At 66.1% G+C, this 15,819-nt stretch carries 11 protein-coding genes and 3 pseudogenes; 7 read left to right on the top strand and 7 right to left on the bottom strand.

Annotated features, from left to right (window positions below; translation table 11 throughout):
• Nucleotides 1-113: 113 nt before the first annotated feature.
• Complete coding sequence (locus ACZ7HQ_RS37275; protein ID WP_470999692.1) at nt 114-2,348, bottom strand: glycosyltransferase family 2 protein; 2,235 nt, start codon at nt 2,346-2,348, stop codon at nt 114-116.
• Between the two features lie 137 nt (nt 2,349-2,485).
• Nucleotides 2,486-3,727 carry a nucleotide sugar dehydrogenase gene (locus ACZ7HQ_RS37270; RefSeq protein WP_470999691.1) on the bottom strand — a complete coding sequence of 414 codons (1,242 nt, stop codon included), beginning with the start codon at nt 3,725-3,727 and terminating at the stop codon, nt 2,486-2,488.
• 705 nt (nt 3,728-4,432) lie between these two features.
• Here ACZ7HQ_RS37270 and ACZ7HQ_RS37265 point away from each other — a divergent pair.
• Nucleotides 4,433-4,849 carry a DUF6248 family natural product biosynthesis protein gene (locus ACZ7HQ_RS37265; protein ID WP_470999689.1) on the top strand — a complete coding sequence of 139 codons (417 nt, stop codon included), beginning with the start codon at nt 4,433-4,435 and terminating at the stop codon, nt 4,847-4,849.
• 675 nt (nt 4,850-5,524) lie between these two features.
• Entirely contained in the window at nt 5,525-6,046 is a 522-nt protein-coding gene (locus tag ACZ7HQ_RS37260) for a hypothetical protein (protein WP_470999687.1), read from the top strand.
• 453 nt (nt 6,047-6,499) lie between these two features.
• Here ACZ7HQ_RS37260 and ACZ7HQ_RS37255 read toward each other — a convergent pair whose 3' ends face one another.
• Entirely contained in the window at nt 6,500-6,946 is a 447-nt protein-coding gene (locus ACZ7HQ_RS37255; protein ID WP_470999685.1) for an NAD-dependent epimerase/dehydratase family protein, read from the bottom strand.
• 339 nt (nt 6,947-7,285) lie between these two features.
• Here ACZ7HQ_RS37255 and ACZ7HQ_RS37250 point away from each other — a divergent pair.
• Together ACZ7HQ_RS37250 and ACZ7HQ_RS37245 are read left to right on the top strand one after the other, a co-directional pair.
• Nucleotides 7,286-7,456, top strand: a pseudogene (locus tag ACZ7HQ_RS37250) (GDP-mannose 4,6-dehydratase); the annotation flags it as partial.
• 421 nt (nt 7,457-7,877) lie between these two features.
• A pseudogene (locus tag ACZ7HQ_RS37245) lies at nt 7,878-8,342 on the top strand (DUF3105 domain-containing protein); the annotation flags it as partial.
• A gap of 118 nt (nt 8,343-8,460) precedes the next feature.
• On the opposite strand, the gene lepB reads toward ACZ7HQ_RS37245, so the two are convergent.
• The 3 genes from lepB to ACZ7HQ_RS37230 form a co-directional block, all read right to left on the bottom strand.
• A complete protein-coding gene (gene lepB / locus ACZ7HQ_RS37240) occupies nt 8,461-9,342 on the bottom strand; it encodes a signal peptidase I (RefSeq protein ID WP_470999683.1) in 882 nt (293 codons plus the stop codon).
• 615 nt (nt 9,343-9,957) lie between these two features.
• Nucleotides 9,958-10,686 (bottom strand): hypothetical protein, encoded by a 729-nt coding sequence (locus ACZ7HQ_RS37235; RefSeq protein WP_470999681.1) that lies wholly within the window; start codon nt 10,684-10,686, stop codon nt 9,958-9,960.
• A 462-nt stretch (nt 10,687-11,148) separates the two neighbouring features.
• Complete coding sequence (locus ACZ7HQ_RS37230) at nt 11,149-11,988, bottom strand: PucR family transcriptional regulator (protein WP_470999679.1); 840 nt, start codon at nt 11,986-11,988, stop codon at nt 11,149-11,151.
• Between the two features lie 435 nt (nt 11,989-12,423).
• Between ACZ7HQ_RS37230 and ACZ7HQ_RS37225 the strand changes: the two are divergent.
• The 3 genes and pseudogenes from ACZ7HQ_RS37225 to ACZ7HQ_RS37215 all read left to right on the top strand — a co-directional run.
• Nucleotides 12,424-12,525 (top strand): annotated as a pseudogene (locus ACZ7HQ_RS37225) (IS5/IS1182 family transposase); the annotation flags it as partial.
• A 256-nt stretch (nt 12,526-12,781) separates the two neighbouring features.
• On the top strand, nt 12,782-14,017 hold the full coding sequence (mpaB, locus tag ACZ7HQ_RS37220) for a daptide biosynthesis RiPP recognition protein (RefSeq protein WP_470999677.1): 1,236 nt from the start codon (nt 12,782-12,784) through the stop codon (nt 14,015-14,017).
• Between the two features lie 168 nt (nt 14,018-14,185).
• Nucleotides 14,186-15,094: a 3'-5' exonuclease gene (locus tag ACZ7HQ_RS37215; protein WP_470999675.1), complete on the top strand. Its 909-nt coding sequence runs from the start codon at nt 14,186-14,188 to the stop codon at nt 15,092-15,094.
• A 140-nt stretch (nt 15,095-15,234) separates the two neighbouring features.
• Here the strand turns inward: ACZ7HQ_RS37215 and ACZ7HQ_RS37210 are convergent, their stop codons facing one another.
• Nucleotides 15,235-15,804 (bottom strand): DUF4232 domain-containing protein, encoded by a 570-nt coding sequence (locus ACZ7HQ_RS37210; protein WP_470999673.1) that lies wholly within the window; start codon nt 15,802-15,804, stop codon nt 15,235-15,237.
• Nucleotides 15,805-15,819: the final 15 nt, after the last annotated feature.

Here is a 15,819-nt window from a genome sequence, read left to right as displayed (position 1 = left end):
GAAAGCCCACGCGGACCTTCAAGAGGGAACCAAGGCCATGAAGGACGCCGACACCGTACAGCAGCTACCCGCCGGCTCCGGCCGACGACACGCCCGTGCGCACACGACACGGATCACTTGTCGACGGGGACGGGGCCGCAGGCATTGCTGACGATCTCCGGCAGAGGCAGTGCATCGGACTCACACTGTGTTCCGTCGGTGCGCCAACAGATCATAGACATGGGGATTCCGATGGCTGCGACTCCGCCCGTCGCCAACAGGATCGTGTTGCCGAGCCATCCGCCCGCTGCGGCCGCGATGGCGCCTGCCATGGTGCCCAGTTGTCCTAGGACGAAGCGGCGGCGGGGGGACATCGGGGTGATGACGGTCTTCCTGCCGGTGCGTCCGGTCCAGGAGTTGCCCGTGATGAACGGCATGCCGTTGCGGCGGGCCAGCCAGAATCCCGTGCGGACCGTCGGACACCACACGATTCCGACGTACGTCTCGCGGGGAAGGGAGAGGGATTCGTTGGGGCTCTCCGGGCGCAGGCGCACCCAGCGATTGGTGTTGACGTGCGTCAGCCAGGCCCCGTCGCTCCGGCGCAGCCGGACCTTGGCATGCAAGCCGCACCGGATCGCGAGACACTGGAGCATCTCCGCCTCGGCGCGATCCCTCCGGACGAAGCCGAACCCGTTGTCGTGCTGCCGCGTGCCGGAGCTGTCGGCCAGCGCCTCCAGGAGCGCACGGCACTCGGCTTGGGGCCAGCCGAAGACGACATCGTAGGTCAGGGTTCCGGTCTGCGCGACGGTGCTGAGCCATCGGGCGACGGCACCGTTGACCACGTACTCGGACTGCGCATGCGGGCCGGACACCGACGGCGCCCCAACGGATTCAGGGCACAGCTCACGCCATTCGGCGCCGGCGGTGTCAAGCAGATCGCGGATCGACCGGGCCTTGTGCGTGTCCGCTGTCCCGGAGGGATTGATGACGGCTTTGCCGTCGTCGAATCGGCCCCGGCTGGTGAACCATCCGAGCAACGCCGCCAGACTCTCGCCCGGTCCTTCGAGTCGCCGCAGTGACCAGGGCGCCGCGAGTGGCACCTTGCATTCCTTGCCGGCGTCCTTGGCCGACCTCACGTGGATGCCGTCCTGTTCGGTCCACACGAGCATCCGGTGTTTCTCGGTCAGCCGCTGGCTGCACGACAGTTGCTCGACCGCGACCAACTGCTCGGCGACGTCATAGCGGGTGAACGTCGCAGGCTCCCAGTTGAGCGTATCGGTCGCGGCGTCGTACGCCGCGATCAAGTCGCCGTTGCCAAGTTCCCTGTGAGAACGCCATCCCTGTGGAGTGAGTGCCTCGGTTTCCTCGTCCACGCAGGCGTAGTGTCTGCCGAGGAGCCACTCGCGGAGCATCGACCTGCTGTAGAGATACTTGTTGTAGAAGTTCAAAATCGTGTAGGGCGCGAACCCGAGCAAGGCCTTCTTCCAGCCCACGACTCGTGAGACCAGGTACATGGTCAGCGCACTGTGAGCCAAGAACCAGTAGCCCATGTAATGGAACATGGACAGGTGCTGCCAAGTGACGAGGTTGTACATGACGACGAAGGCCCACCACCACAGCGTCACCAGGTCGAACAGGGCGGTTCCCACGACAAGCAGCGAGCGCCAGTTCAACATCAAGCGCCGGTAGCGCGCGACGTTCTGGAAGTAACCGGCCGCCCAGCGCGGCATCTGCGCCTTGTACTCCTTCCATGTCGCCGGGTCGACGGTGAGGGTCAGCGCCTTGTCCGTGTACCAGGTTTTGTAGCCGTGCTCGTGCAGCTTCCAGGTGATGTCCATGTCGGCGCTGATCAGGCCGTTGGGAAAGCCTCCGACGGCCCGTACGACCTCGGTACGGAAGGCGTACGAGGCGCCCGTGAGCACCTGGATGCGGCCAACCCGCCGCTGGGAGAGCCGCCACCACTGGCTGCCGAGGCTGTAGGCGAAACGTCGTGCTTCGATGAAAAAGCCGGTCTCCTGGATCGGAAGGATCGACGAGCACGTGGCGTCGTAGCCCTTTTCGAGGTCGGCCAGCATGAGGCTGATGCAGTCCGGCTCGGGCCGGGAGTCGCCGTCGAAGCCGACGATCACTTCAGCGGTGACGTGGGGAAGCGCGGCGTTCTGATTGCTCGCCTTGTCTTTGAACGTCGTCTCCAGCACGAGTGTGGCCCCCGCCTCGCGGGCGACCTCGGCAGTGCGATCCGAGCACGAGTCGGCGACCACGATGAGTTGGGAGATGGGGTAGGGCTGGTCCAGGACAGCCCGGACCAGCTCCCCGATCGTCGCTTCTTCGTTGTGCGCGGGGATGAGGACGGCGACCGTCAGGGTCATCCCTGGCCGTTCCAGAAGAAGAAGCGCAGCACGGCCCCGGCAGCGCTCATCGCCGCGGCGGCGAAGGTCAGCACCATTGCCCCGATACCCGTATGAGCTAATCCGTTGTACATGGTCTCTCCTGGTTGATCAGGCTCTCAGAGCCGCTCGACATGTGGGGCCTCCGGCATGACACCCCGCGTGTCGAGCACGTAGGGCGCCTCCGCGGCGATCTGGGCGAGGTCGAATTGCTTGTGCGCGGTGAGCAGCACGACGGCGTCGTAGTCCTGGTAGGGCAGAGGGGTGAACAGGCCGTGGACCGTGCCGGTGACGTGGGGGTCCACGGCGTCGACATGAGCGCCCTTCCGTTTCAGCTCCGTGACGACCTGGACGGCGGGTGACTGGCGTGCGTCGGCGACGCCGGGCTTGTAGGCGAGCCCGAGGGCCAGGACGCGGGCGTCTTTGAGCGCCTTGCCATGCCGAGTGTTGAGAGCGTCCTGGAGGCGGCTGACCACATAGCCCGGCTGTGCCTCGTTGATGTCCTGGGCGAGCTCGACCAGCCGGAACGGCTCTCCGTATTTCGTCCTGACGTGATGGCTCAGGAACACCGGATCGACCGGCAGGCAGTGACCGCCGACGCCGGGGCCGGGCGTAAACCTCGTGAACCCGAACGGCTTCGAGTCGGCCAGGTCGAGGGTGTGCCAGACGTCCACGCCCAGGGTATGGGCCACCCGGGCGAACTCGTTGACCAGCGCGATGTTGACGTGCCGAAAGGTGTTCTCGAACACCTTGGCCAACTCGGCCTCTTCGAGACTGTTCGACAGGATCACATCCTGCGTGATGCCGGCGTAGAACTCCCGCACCCGTTCGCGGCATTCCTCGGTGAGCCCGGAAACGATCTTCGGGGTGTTGGCGAACGTCCACTGCTCGTTGCCCGGGTCGATGCGCTCCGGGCTGAATCCGAGATGGAAGCTGATCCCGGCCCGGAGCCGGGAGCGGACTTCGAGGAGTGGCAGCACGACCTGGCGGGTCGTCCCTGGGTGGGTCGTGGATTCCAGGATGACGGTGACGCCACGGCGCACGTACCGCGCCAGCGTCTCTGTGGCCAGCCGGACGGCACTGAGGTCCGGCAGCCGCTCCTTCAGTGGTGTGGGTACAGCGATGACCGCGACGTCGAAGCCGGCCAGACGCTGTTCGTCGCCCGTTGGCTGATACCGGCCGGACTTCAGCGCTGCCTGGAGCGTCTTGTCGGAGACGTCTCCGATGTAGGAGGCACCGGAGTGCAGCTGCTCGCAGCGGTGCTCATCGACCTCGAAGCCGATCACGTGGTGGCCCGCCTCGACGGCAGCCATGGCCAGAGGGAGGCCGACGTAGCCCTGTCCCATGACAACAATGTTCATTGGCTTTCCTTCAGAGATACGTACCGTTGTGGCCGCGGGCCGGATCGCGCGTCGACGGGGTCCGTAACCGCGAGACCCCCGCCGGTCGTCGGCGGTCCTTCACTCTCGTCGAAGGGAACACCGTGTTGTCGTGGGCCGCATGTCCGCCAGACCGGTGACGGGGTGATGAGCCGGTGCGCACACACACGCAGCCCCGTTGCTCCGGCCTGAGCCGGGGAGCTGTCGGCAGCGAGGCGGTAGGGGGTGCATCACTACTCCTTGGTCTGACGTAGGTGCCCTGACTCGCGATGGGCCGCGCCCAGCCCGGCAGCGTTTCGGCGCTCACATAGAAGGAGGGTGCGATGGAGGACATATGATGACAAATCCCTCAATAGGCGTAATAAATTCGGCCCTATTGCCACCCATGGTTTGCCGACTGCACCGGTGGGTCGAACCTTCCCGCCCCGCCGTTCCATCAGCTGCATGGAAGCGGGTCAGCGGAGGGTGTGTGGCCTCTCATGTGTGTGCCTGCGATTCACCCATGAGGGGGCGGCATGTGTTCGGTTCTTGCCACCATCTCGCGGCAAACCTTGTCCGTACGGCGAGGATCAGACGCATAGTTGTAACTTCATGCATGGTATTCCTCTCCTTCCGCCTTCACGCGGAAAGGCCGTCGACGCTCTAGCCTGATCGCCGATTCGGCCTACCGCCTGCCTCGGAGAAGACATGACCACGTGGCTGCGATCCTTCAGTACTTCGATCACCGGCTTTCTTGACGCCGTCCCATTGGGCGCGCCTTCGCCGATGAGCCAGGAAGAGGCCGCATGGGTGCGCTCACACGCCTGGACGCCCGCACTCCGTCGTATTGAAGACGCCCACCCCAACGGCTTTTATCGTTGGTGTACATGTGAACGCGGCATGTGCCACCCGTGCCGCGCGGGCTACCACGAGCAGTGCGCCGGCACGAAAGGCCCCACCCTGGATGATCGTGTCGGAACGATGACCGACCTCGCAGGTGTCATTGTCGCGGCGGTGCGGTGTGGCCCCGGCAGGCGCCCCTGCAGATGGCTCTGCCCGTGTACCCATCAGCGCACTCGCCGGACCGAGGAGCAATCCGTTCTGGTCGCGGCCGGCACCCGCTGAGCATCGGTTCGGCGGGCGGCCCGGTGCCGGGTGAGACGCCGGATCGTTTCGGCGAGTGCTCCCGCGGGGACCTGCCAGGCGTCGCGGGTGTCTGTCGGCGCGGTGGTCGCCTGCACATCGCCAAGTACCGGTCGAGGCCTTCGCTTTATGGATTGCCGTCCCCGATGATGTTCGCTAAGTGGCTCGACCGAGTGACGGTAGCTGACCCAGGGTGTACCCGAGCGACACGGTAGGTAGCATCAACGGCCGGCACAGCGGTTTGACGGGCAGAGGGGGCGGCCGCTCATGAGCGAAGCAGACGAGCTGGGCCGGGACGCTGGGCGCCACGAAGAAGTCGCTCAGCGTCGTGGGGTGTTGTGCGTGCGTCGCCGCAGCCCTGGTCTTCCCGTGAGCAACGGGAACCGGCAGGGCCGGTCGTGCTCTCCTGTCGTTGCCAGGCAAGGGCCGGGCCGCGCGCGTCCGCATCCACGGTTCCACTCGACCGGCCGGCGGCGTCATGACGGACCTGTGTGCGACCATCCGCCGCCGAAGAGGCAGTCCGCGCCGCTGTCGTGGACATCGCCTCGGCCTGCCCAATGGATTCACCTGCCGAGAGGTCGCCTCTTCCTGGAACCGACGGGGCGTGTATCCCGGCCCAGGTATGGGGGCAGGACTCTGGGCCGAGAGAACGATGAGATGTACCACAACTACGCGATGTACGTGACGCAAGTGCCGGTGATGAACGCGGCTTGGGCGTTCGCGAAAACGTACTGGATCGACCAGGACATGCGGGCCACATGGCGCCTGACACATCCGACATTGCGTCGCTGCTGGTCTCAGGCCTGGTTGATGCCACTTCTGGAGCAGGGGCGCGTCGGCGGCTACGACCCGGACGCGGTGGCCGAGGCATTCGCCGAGGACGAGGTCGACCATGAGCTCTGGACATGCTTCGTACGCACACAGGTCATGCACACCGCATCGCCGGTCATCGACCAGGATTCCTGGGGGGTGAAGGCCAACCCGGAGTTCGTGGCCCCTGATGTGATGCTTGTCAGGCTGCTGTCGATTCCGGCCGCCGGTGCCGTTGGCTTGGACGCGACGGTCACCTCGGTGCCGCTGCTGATGCAGTACGACGTCGAGCCTGGATGGCGGCTGCTGAACTTCGGCAGTGATCAGATCCCGGTTCCAGGCTGGCCCCCTCACCTCGGCATTGCGTGACGTGGCGTTGCTCAAGCCTTCGGTAACGAACAATGTGACGGTCGACCCATACCTGTGACTGCCCACCCGACCGCGGTTCCGCGCGTCCAACGGGATGGCGAGACACGGCTGCGCTCGCCCATGCTGGTGCGAACGGGCATCACGACCGGCACGCAGAGCCCGCCGGGACGGTCGACCTGGCAAAAGACCTGCGTATATCCGCCGCGTTCGCGCACCATGCGCCGGACCGTACGACGGGGCCTGGTCGAGAGCACTCGCCGGGCGGTGTTCGCGTCCCCTTGAAGAGAGGCCGCTCGCCGGCCGGTGGTTTGGCTGTGCTCGCTTCCGCGCGAGGGCGGGGCCGGTCGGTTACGAGTCGTCTTTGACCGCCGATTGTGCGTGGCGGGGGCTCCACGGCTACGTGCGGCGGCCTGCCGACGACATCCCGCACCGTCTCGGCAAGTTCGCGGATGGTCAGATCCTGGCCGCAGCCCACGTTGACCGACTCATCGGCGTCGTAGCGGCGCAGCAGGACCGTGCAGCTGCTGCGAGGTCGTCGGCGTGGAGGAACTCTCGGCGCGGCGTGCCGCTGCTCCACAGCACCACCTCGTCCGCCCCGTTGCTCTTGGCCGCGTGGAAGCGGCGGATCAGGGCCGGCAGGACGTGCGAGGTCTCCAGATCGAGGTTGTCACCCGGCCGTAGAGGTTTGTCGGCATGGCGGCGATGTAGGACGCGCCGTACTGCCGCCGGTAGGACTGCATCTGGCGCGATCCCGGCGATTTTGGCGAGCGCGTGCGGTTCGTTCGTCGGCTCCAGCGGGCCCGTCAGCAGGTCGTCCTCGCGGATGGGCTGGGGAGCATGCTTGGAGTAGCTGCAGGAGGATCCCAGGAAAAGCATTCGGCGGCCCCGCAGCGTGTGCACCGGGGATCACGCTCAGCTGAATGCGCAGGCTGTCCTCGAGGAACTGCACCGGATACCTGCTGTTGGCCATGATGCCGCCCACTTACGCGGCGGCCAGCACCACCGCGTCCGGGCGCACGCCGCGCGGATACGCCGCCGTTCTCGCCGCATCACGGAGGTGCAGCCTGTCCCGGCCCCGCGGTGACCACTTTGTAGCCGTCGGCTGTCAAGCGGCGGGCGAGCGCGGATCCGACCAGGCACGAATATCCGGGACCCGGCCGGCAGTAAATCGTTGCCATGTGCCATAGCACCCATGCCCGGATTCTGCCATGGCCCGTTGGCCGCGACCTGCGCATCACCATGCACACCAGGAACCCGGCAACAAACCATCAGAAGGGAAGCGCCACGACCAAGTCGGCGCTGACCACCTGGGTCACCGGACAGAGCGGCTCGTATCTTGCCGAACCGCTGCTGTTGAAAGGCTGCAGGGCGCACGGCCTCATACGCCGCTCATCCTCCATCAACGCCGAGTGACATGGCCTTCCACCTCCGGCAGGCCGGACTCAAGGCATGGGTATTGAAACGGCGATAGATGAATTATCGTGCTATTTCGATTGTGCGTGATGCATCGAGTATTCTCAAACAATCCCTGGAGTCTCCATGTGGCAATGGGGTCGCCCAGGTTAATCTGGCATGTAAGAAGGATGAAGCGATGGTACGTCATATGAAGCAGTGTGGAGAACTGGTATTGGGGTGGAATTGGGTGCTGCGGGCCGGAGCCATTGCCACGTCCGTTTCTGCAGGATTTATGCTAATCGTTGCGACGAACGCGTCCGCCCGCCAGTTCGCGTCGCAGACGCCTTCGCTGCAACCTGTGAGGGATCAGCAACAACGCGCGCAGGGTACCCCGCAGCCGCACTCCGGCCCCCCCGCCGCAGCGGCGGACAGCATCAAGACGTCCGGGGGATTTGTCACCGGCGATGATGGTGTGAGGACTTGGTCGGGTCCCTTGGCCCGCAATCACGTCACCGGAACTGTCACGTACCCGACCGATCCCCCGGTCGGCGGCCCGCACAACCCGGTATGGCTGAACTGCGACGGCGATGTCTACACCAAGCCCGTGAGGAACGAGACCGCCGTGCACTCGCTCGAGCACGGCGCGGTCTGGATCACGTACAACAGCAAGGCCAAGCAGGCCGATGTGAACGCGCTGGCGGCAAAGGTGAAGAAGACGCCCTACACGATGATGAGCCCGTACGAGAACCAGAACGACCCCATCATGCTCACCGCGTGGGGCCACCAGCGAACGGTGACGAGCGCGAGTGACCCTGGCGTCGACCGATTCTTCGAGAGGTACGTCGGGGGCAAGCAGACACCCGAGGTGGGTGCCCCGTGCACGGGCGGGGCGGTGAACTGAGGACGTCACGAGGCGGGAAGCGCACCGGTGTACCGCGATCATCCGCGCCACGGCGGGGGTGTCTTCCCTGGACCGTGTGCGTACATATGTGCGCGGTTCGGACCGGACGTTCGTGACGTCAGCGCCCCCCACCCGTCGGCGCAGTCGCTTTCTCCGGAGCATTGAGGCCGCGGGGTGCCGCGCCGACGCCGGTTGCCTGCCGTGCGGTCGGCCCCCGGGGCGATGCGCCGGACAGGCTGCTCATACGCTGGTTGAAGGTGTCCGGGATCGGCAGGGTGTTCCAGCGGTTGACCGGCCAGGCGACGACGACGGCATGGCCGATGACCTTGTTCAGGGGGATCATCCCATGGTGGACGTCGGACTGGTTGTACCGGGAGTCGCTCGAGTCCTGCCGGTGATCGCCCATCACCCAGATGTAGCCCTTGGGGACCTTCACCTCGAACTGGCCTCCCAGGTTGTCGAACGTACACGGCGTGTCACCGGCGTACACATACGGCTCGTTCAGCGCACGGCCGTTGACCAGCAGTGGGCCCACGCCCTTGCACGCGACGGTGTCCCCGCCGACACCGATCACGCGTTTGATGAGGTCCTTCTCGTCCGCCGACGGCATCAGACCGATCCAGCCGAGGACCTTCTGCACAGGGCCAGGCTGAGGCGTCGGCTCGCCGGCCAGCCAGTGGTCCGGGTCGTGGAAGACCACCACCTCGCCACGCTCGGGCTCGGAGCCGAACCACGGGGTCAGCTTGTCGACCAGGACGCGGTCACCCACCTGCAGTGTGTTCTGCATCGAGGCCGATGGGATCAAGAACGCCTGCAGCAGAAATGTCTTGATGAGCAGCGCCAGGACCAGCGCGACGCCGATCAGGACAGGCAGTTCCTTCCACAGCGAGCGATGCTTCTGTGGCTTGGAGGAGGCTTCCTCCGGCCCTTGAGCACTGCCCGGGTGTTGCCCCCGTGCTTCGCCGCCGCCGGGTGCCCCAGAGTGCTTCCCGGGAGTCACGGTGCTGTCCCTGGCCGGGACGGCTGCCGCCGGGCGGCCCCCGCGCTACTCATGGTCGCCCCTCGACGGCGTGTCAACCGCCGCATCCACCATGCCGACTCCGTACTCAGCTCAACCAACTCCTCTTCATGTACAGGCGCGAAAACCGACTCGAGCAGGGGATGGATACCAGCCGCCTGTCTAGCCTTAAAGGCTGATCGAAAGGTGCTCTCTGGTCCTTCATCTGGACGTTCTCATTCTGCATTTCCCGATCTTCCTCTCTTGTGTCTCCGTTCCTCTTTCTTGTCCGCGCGCGGTGGATACGTCGCCAGAGACCGGATCCGCTCCGGGAGGACGTTTGGAAACCAGAGAATCACGCCTTCTTGGGGGTGACGCTCAGGTGCCCCGGACGGGTGAGGGCTCGGTGACGCCGCTGGTCGTGCGGGAGTCGGCCCATCCCTGGCCAGTTGACCCGAGCGGGTGTGCCGTGCTGCAAGCGCGGGCGGACGCCAAGGGGACCCCGGACGTCAACGGCTCGTCCGGGCGGTCAACATCTGTGCCGTCGGCGTTCGCGCTCAGCGGCACGCCGACGGAACAGGCACTTGTCCAACGGGTCGTCAGTCGGACCGACCTCGGTCAGAGGAAAGCACGGGCTTCGTTTGGGTCGGTTGATCCGGACCGTCCCCTCGCAGCGAAGCGCAGGGCGACCAGCAGGCCGATGGCCACCATGAGCACGGTCGTGCGCCTCGATGAACTGGATGCAGCGAGAGCAGGAGGTTCCGCGGCCGGCGGCGAGGTGGTCGGGCCGCTTGCGGGCTGCACACCGTCCGCGCTCGCTACGGCGTGGGTGGTGGTCAAGGGCGGCGTAGGGGCCTGCATCGGCATGGCCTCAGAGGCGAGGGGCGGTTGGGGTTCGGACTCCGGCGGGAACGCCGCGTCGGCCGGCACCGGCGCACCGAGCTGTGCCGGGGCTTTGAGTACGGTGACGACCGCGCTTCGCCATTGCTGGCCCTCGATCTTGTGTAACTGTGCCCTGTGGAATTCGATCCGCTTGGCGATTCCCATCATTCGCCGGCGTTGGGCCAACGGGTAGTCCCGGAAGGCTTCCACGATTCGGGCGGTGTCCTGGACGGTCGGCAGGCGGCGCTGTCTCTTGCTCTCGCCGAGGAGTTGATCTCGGCCGAGCAGCCAGTGGCCGATGAGAGGGTTGTCGATCTTCGGGTCCGCGTTCCACAGGCGGGTGACGAGCCCGGACCGGGAGGGCCCCGCTCCCTCCATCACCTCTTTAAGGCACTCGCTCCACTCGTCCAGGGCCTGCGCGAGAGCGTACGCCAGCTCTTCGACGGGCTTTTCCTGTTCCACCACTGCTTCATCTCCTCCTGTCCAATGCTGCATCATGCTTGTGAAACAGCAGGTCAGTGCTTAGGCATCTTGCACTGCCGGCGCCTGTCGGGCGAAGGACCTGGAGCTGGTTTCCTGAATTAAGGAGAGTAGGCGGATTATGGGAAGCCGGAACCGATCTGATCCACCTTCAATCCGACTGGACAATTTGGCGTCTGCTGCCCCCCGGGCCGAGCAAAAGCGGCACCTGCCCAGCCGAAGCGCTGAGGGCCGTACGGGCTCAAGTATGGCCCGACATCCGTCGGAGTCCCGGATCGTGGCTCCATGTCGGTGGGGAGAAGATGTAGCGCACTGTCCGGAGGTCACAGGGCCTGGCAGACCTCCGCCACCTACCAGGCAACTGCCGGCTCCGTCCGCCGGACCGGGATGGTCGCACCCGATTCGTGTGGGCCCGGGCCCACACGAGGCGTCTTTGTGACAGTCGGATCACGGGGGAGGGAACTGATGGGAGACCATCGCCTGCCGCGTTTGATGAAGTCTCAGGGCCACATGGATATCGAGCAGGCGCTGCGGCTCCTGCCAGCCGGGGCCGAGAATCGCAGTGATCCGACTCAGCCGCTGAGCAGCGGTGTTGATGTGGATATGCAGGTTCGTCGCAGTCCGGCTGAGTTTTTGCCCGCTGTCCAGGTATGCCTGCAAGGTGGCCCGTAGCGCCGTCCCTCGGCGCGCGTCATAGCTGAGGAGAGGCCCTATCATCGCTTCGATGAAGGGTTCGAGGGCGGGTTTTTCTCGGGCCAGTAATCCAACAAACCCCAACTGCTCGACTGCGGCCGCGTCACCGTTCCTTTCGAGCGCGAGCAATACCCTTGCGCAGTAGAGGGCCTCGCGGTAGGCGTCACCCACGGTATGGAGTGACCTTATCGGGCCGGCCGCGCCGGCGGTGACCGGGTGGCCGATGGCGCGGCTCAGCTCCGTCACGACGCGGTCAGCTGCTGCCTGGGGGGCGTCGCCGGGAAGCACGAAGATCAGCCAGTCCCCTCGGCGTGTGGTCAAGCCGTGGTGCCGCTGTGCGTACGCCGCTGCCCACGCGGAGGAGCGCTCCGCTCTCGCTTCCACGACGTGAACGGCGACGAGCACATACCGGGTGGCGAGATCCAGGCTCACGTCTTTCGCTTGCGTGCCCAGGCGTTCGGTGTCCTCGGGCTGTGCCGCGAGCACCGCCTCGAGAAGGTCTCGCTGGACCCCCGTCTCCGCCGCCTCTGCCGCGCGCTGAGCCAGCAGCAGCGTGGCCAGCAGTGTGGCAGGGCTCATGCCGACGTCAGACATTGTGTGTTCCTTCCATGTGCGACCGCCGTACGCATTGGCCGTCTCTACGACGCGGTAAAAAGCGGGGCGTTACGCTGGAGCGCTCACATGTGACCCGTGCCATAGGTATGTGGAGGTTCGCCACGCGTGAGCGCCGCCCCTCACAGTGACGGCGTGCACCGGACGTCGGCACGCCTGGCTCGGCTGCGGAGTGGTTCGGCTCAAGCCGTGGCCGTCCTGGCTGACGCCGACGGGGAACGACTGGTCGATGCCGGGGGACGGCCGCTTTGCCGGTGCCGGCATCCCGGCGTCGGCGTCGTTGCCGGTGGCGACCGCACCGCACCGCACCGCGCCATGCAGCGGACAAAGGACCTGAGGTGCAGTCGGTGTCCGGGATGCGATGGCCGATCACGGCCGGGTGCGACGGTGGGTCTCGGCCTTCGGCCAGCGGATCCGCAAGCGCGCCATGTGGTGGAACGGTGCTTCAATCGGTTGAAGCAAGGGAGGAGAATCGCAACCGGCCACGAGAAGATCGCCGAGCCCTCTCGGGCAGCAGTCGCTTCGCAACCCTGCCGAGGGGTGAATCAGCGTGGACCGGTCGCCAACTGGGCTATCTGCCCAGCGGGTTGAGCGTGACATCGCGCACATCGGGTCCAGCGCGTCGTTCGTCACACCTGGCCGCTGTCCCTCGATCAGCGGCCACTCGGGGAAGCCGGAGTTCACTCCACCCCTCGCGGCTGCGGTTGCACCGCCGTCGCACTGCGTGCGCAATTGTGTGGAGGCGGAATACACCCAAAGGTTCGAGTATCTATAGGTGGTAAGAGTGCGATGCATCTTATGTCACTTAAGCGCCTGGGGGTGTGGCAATTCAGGCGCCCGCACGGTTCCTTATGGCGGCCCGCCCATGCGGACCATCATCGCCGAGTCGGCCGATCTACTGCCTGCCATCCTCGACAGTGATCTGTGCGACGAAGGTACCGCGCTATTCTCCCCTTCCTCCGACACTCCGACGGGAACCGGTGAAGCCATCGTCGCTCCCTGCACGGGCTCGCTGAGTGCTCCCGGCGACGAGCTTGTGGTGGGGGACATCTTCGTCGTGAAGGTGCAGGAGTACATCCTCACCCCTTACCTCGAGACAACCGGTCCGACTTTCGCACGGATCACCAGCGAGAACGACTTTTTCACCTTTCTGGCTCACGCGGACCAGGCCCACCGGCACGGCGTGTTCCCTCCCGCACTGCTCCACCCGATGATCCGGTTGGCTGACTTATGTGCCCTGGGTGGTGCCCACGCCTGTGGCGGCCCGCACCAGCGGCTCTTCATCCGTGCCGACGGCCAGGCCAGCACCACCCCTCAGGGCAGGCCCCTCGGCGTCGTAACCGATGGCCTCGCAAACCTGACCGCCACATGGTCCGCCTCTAGACGAGCGCCCGGCTCCGGCTGCCCGGGCTGTCTCGCCGGCGCCGTCCCCACACCGATTCTGCGCATCGCTCATCAGGAGCGCCCCTGGCTGTCCCGCTACCTATACGCCCTGGAAGCACTCCGCACAGCGGCCTCGCGAGGCCTGACCCAGCTGAAAGTCTCCGGCTTTCCGCAGCGCCTGACCGCTGCGGCGGACCAGTACACACAGGCTGTCGACCTCACTCTCGCCGGGGCGGAGATGCCTGTGCTGCTGTACAACACCGACATAGCGCTGATACACGCCCCACAGATCAACGAGCAGTTCCAGGTCGGTACCGGCACCGCCCGGCTCATCGAGCTCCTCATGATCTATGGAGACGTAGAGGCTGCGGTCGCAGCCGCCACACACCATCTCGGACTCGCGCCCCACGCCGCTCGCAGCGCACTGGCTCAAGTGACAAGCGGCCTGGCCGACTTTGGCCTGCAGCTGTCCCCGGCGAAGGGGCGGGGGAGCACGTCATCGGCTCAGCCAGGGCATCAGCGTGCAGCCGTCCAAGGCGTGAACGCGAGTTGCTGGTTGTCTCCGACAGGCGCTGCGACTTGTTCGCATGCGTTGCAGCCCGTGCCGGGGCCCCGGACGTCCTGGTGACAGTGGACCAGGAAGGTACCGCTTCGCCGATTCCGCCGCTGTGCCTTCGTGTCAGGGCTCGGCTTTCCCCGAACCGCCGTGTCCTGGACCACGATTCCCCACTGTCCGGTCGTACAGTTTCTCTGATCATCCATGGCACGGCCGGGCCGGCCGGGGAAGGGGAGCACGGTGACCCTCGTGGAGCCGGACGGGCAGGAGGACCTGTTCACCCGTCGTGTGGATGAGCACGAGGTGCAGTTCGTCCGCCCCGCCGGCGCTGACCGGCTCATCTGGGCCGCCTACGGTGCCGGCCGGTATCTGGGTACCGTGAGCGCCGAGCCGGATGGTGACGCGGCAGCTGTGTGGCGAGTGCTGGCCATCCGGGAAGGGCACGCCAGTCTGGATGACGCGATCCGCGCCATGCGGCGGCCCTCGTCCTGGCCACGCGAGCGTGCGGAGGTTACACGTTGGGCCCGTCATCTGCTCACTGACGACTCGCTGCTGGTGGTCGATGTGGAGACCACGGGTCTTGACAACGCCTTTGCGGTGCAGATTGCCGCGATGAACCGGGACGAGACCGTGGTCTTAGACGAGTACCTGCAGCCCCGCGCCGCCATCGAGCCCGCGGCACTGGAGATGCACGGCATCACGCGGGAACGCGTAGCCGGGGCTGCTGCCTTCGGGGAGCTGCTGCCTGTCCTTTCCGATGTGCTCCACGGTCGCACGCTGGTGTCGTACGACGCTGCCTTCGCCCGCGCTGTCTTCCGGCGCGAACTGATCCGCCATCATGGCGACCACAGGGCGGCTGAGGAGTGGTTGGCTCGCTGCCGGTGGGAGGACGCAATGATGCCCTACGCCGTGTGGCGAGGGCTGTGGTCAGTCAAGCAGGCGGCCTACCGCAGCCAGCCGCTCGGCGGCCCGCATGACGCGGCCGTCGACTGTCGGCTTGTCCTTGCGAAGCTCAGACAGATGGCCGCTGCCGTGCGGGACGACGATTGCTGGTGGTCTTGGGACCCACCGCTGGAAGGAACGGACACAGACCGACGCCCTCTCGCCCGGCCCAGTCCGCGGGGACGGCGAAGGGGTAAGGGATCCTGAACCGCGGCGGGTCGCCCGCGCCGTGCGTCCTATGCGGCGCGACCTGGCTCCGTGGCGAGGACGGCTGCCGGGTTCGGACGGACCACGCTGCTGGACACGGTGCACCCCGTCCGCTCGGGAACGTCGGCTGGTGCCGGTCGTCAGATGGCGCCCTGGGTGCCGACCGGACCCACCTCGAAGAGGCGGGAGCAGAGCGTCCATTGAGCGGGGACGAGGACTGCACGATAGGAGGCTGGCGGATAGACCCTCAGGTACGTTCCGATGGGCAGACAAGGCCCGCCGATGGGGCCGTTGGCCGTTCGAATGACCGAGGTAGCGGTGTGACCTGGGGCGACGGTGACGAGCGCATAGCGGCGTCCGGAGTGGGAAGCAGCCGGGCCGATCTGATGGTGTGCGGTGTCGAGCACACTGACACCGGGATACCCGCGCAGGCCGCAGCTGGTGGTGGAGGTGTTGGTGAACTGGATCGGCCAGTACACCGAACCCGCCGCGCCTTCCTTGCGGCCCATCGACACATAGAGGTCGCTCACAGTGCAGGTACGGAGCCCTTCCGGTGCTCGTGTCGCCGTCACAGCCCAGGTGGCGCCTGCTGACGCTCCGCCCATGAGAACAGCGGTCAGTGCTGTGGCAGCGGTTCGCCGGTACCAGTGTCGTAAGTGAGCAAACATGTCATATTCGCCTCCATCGGCGAATGGGTTGATGTCCGTCACTCTTCAGGATGCGCC

The organism is Streptomyces sp. NPDC037290 (assembly GCF_055603245.1).
The sequence above is the reverse complement of the archived record's forward strand: the minus strand, read 5'-3'. Positions and strand labels throughout refer to the sequence as shown.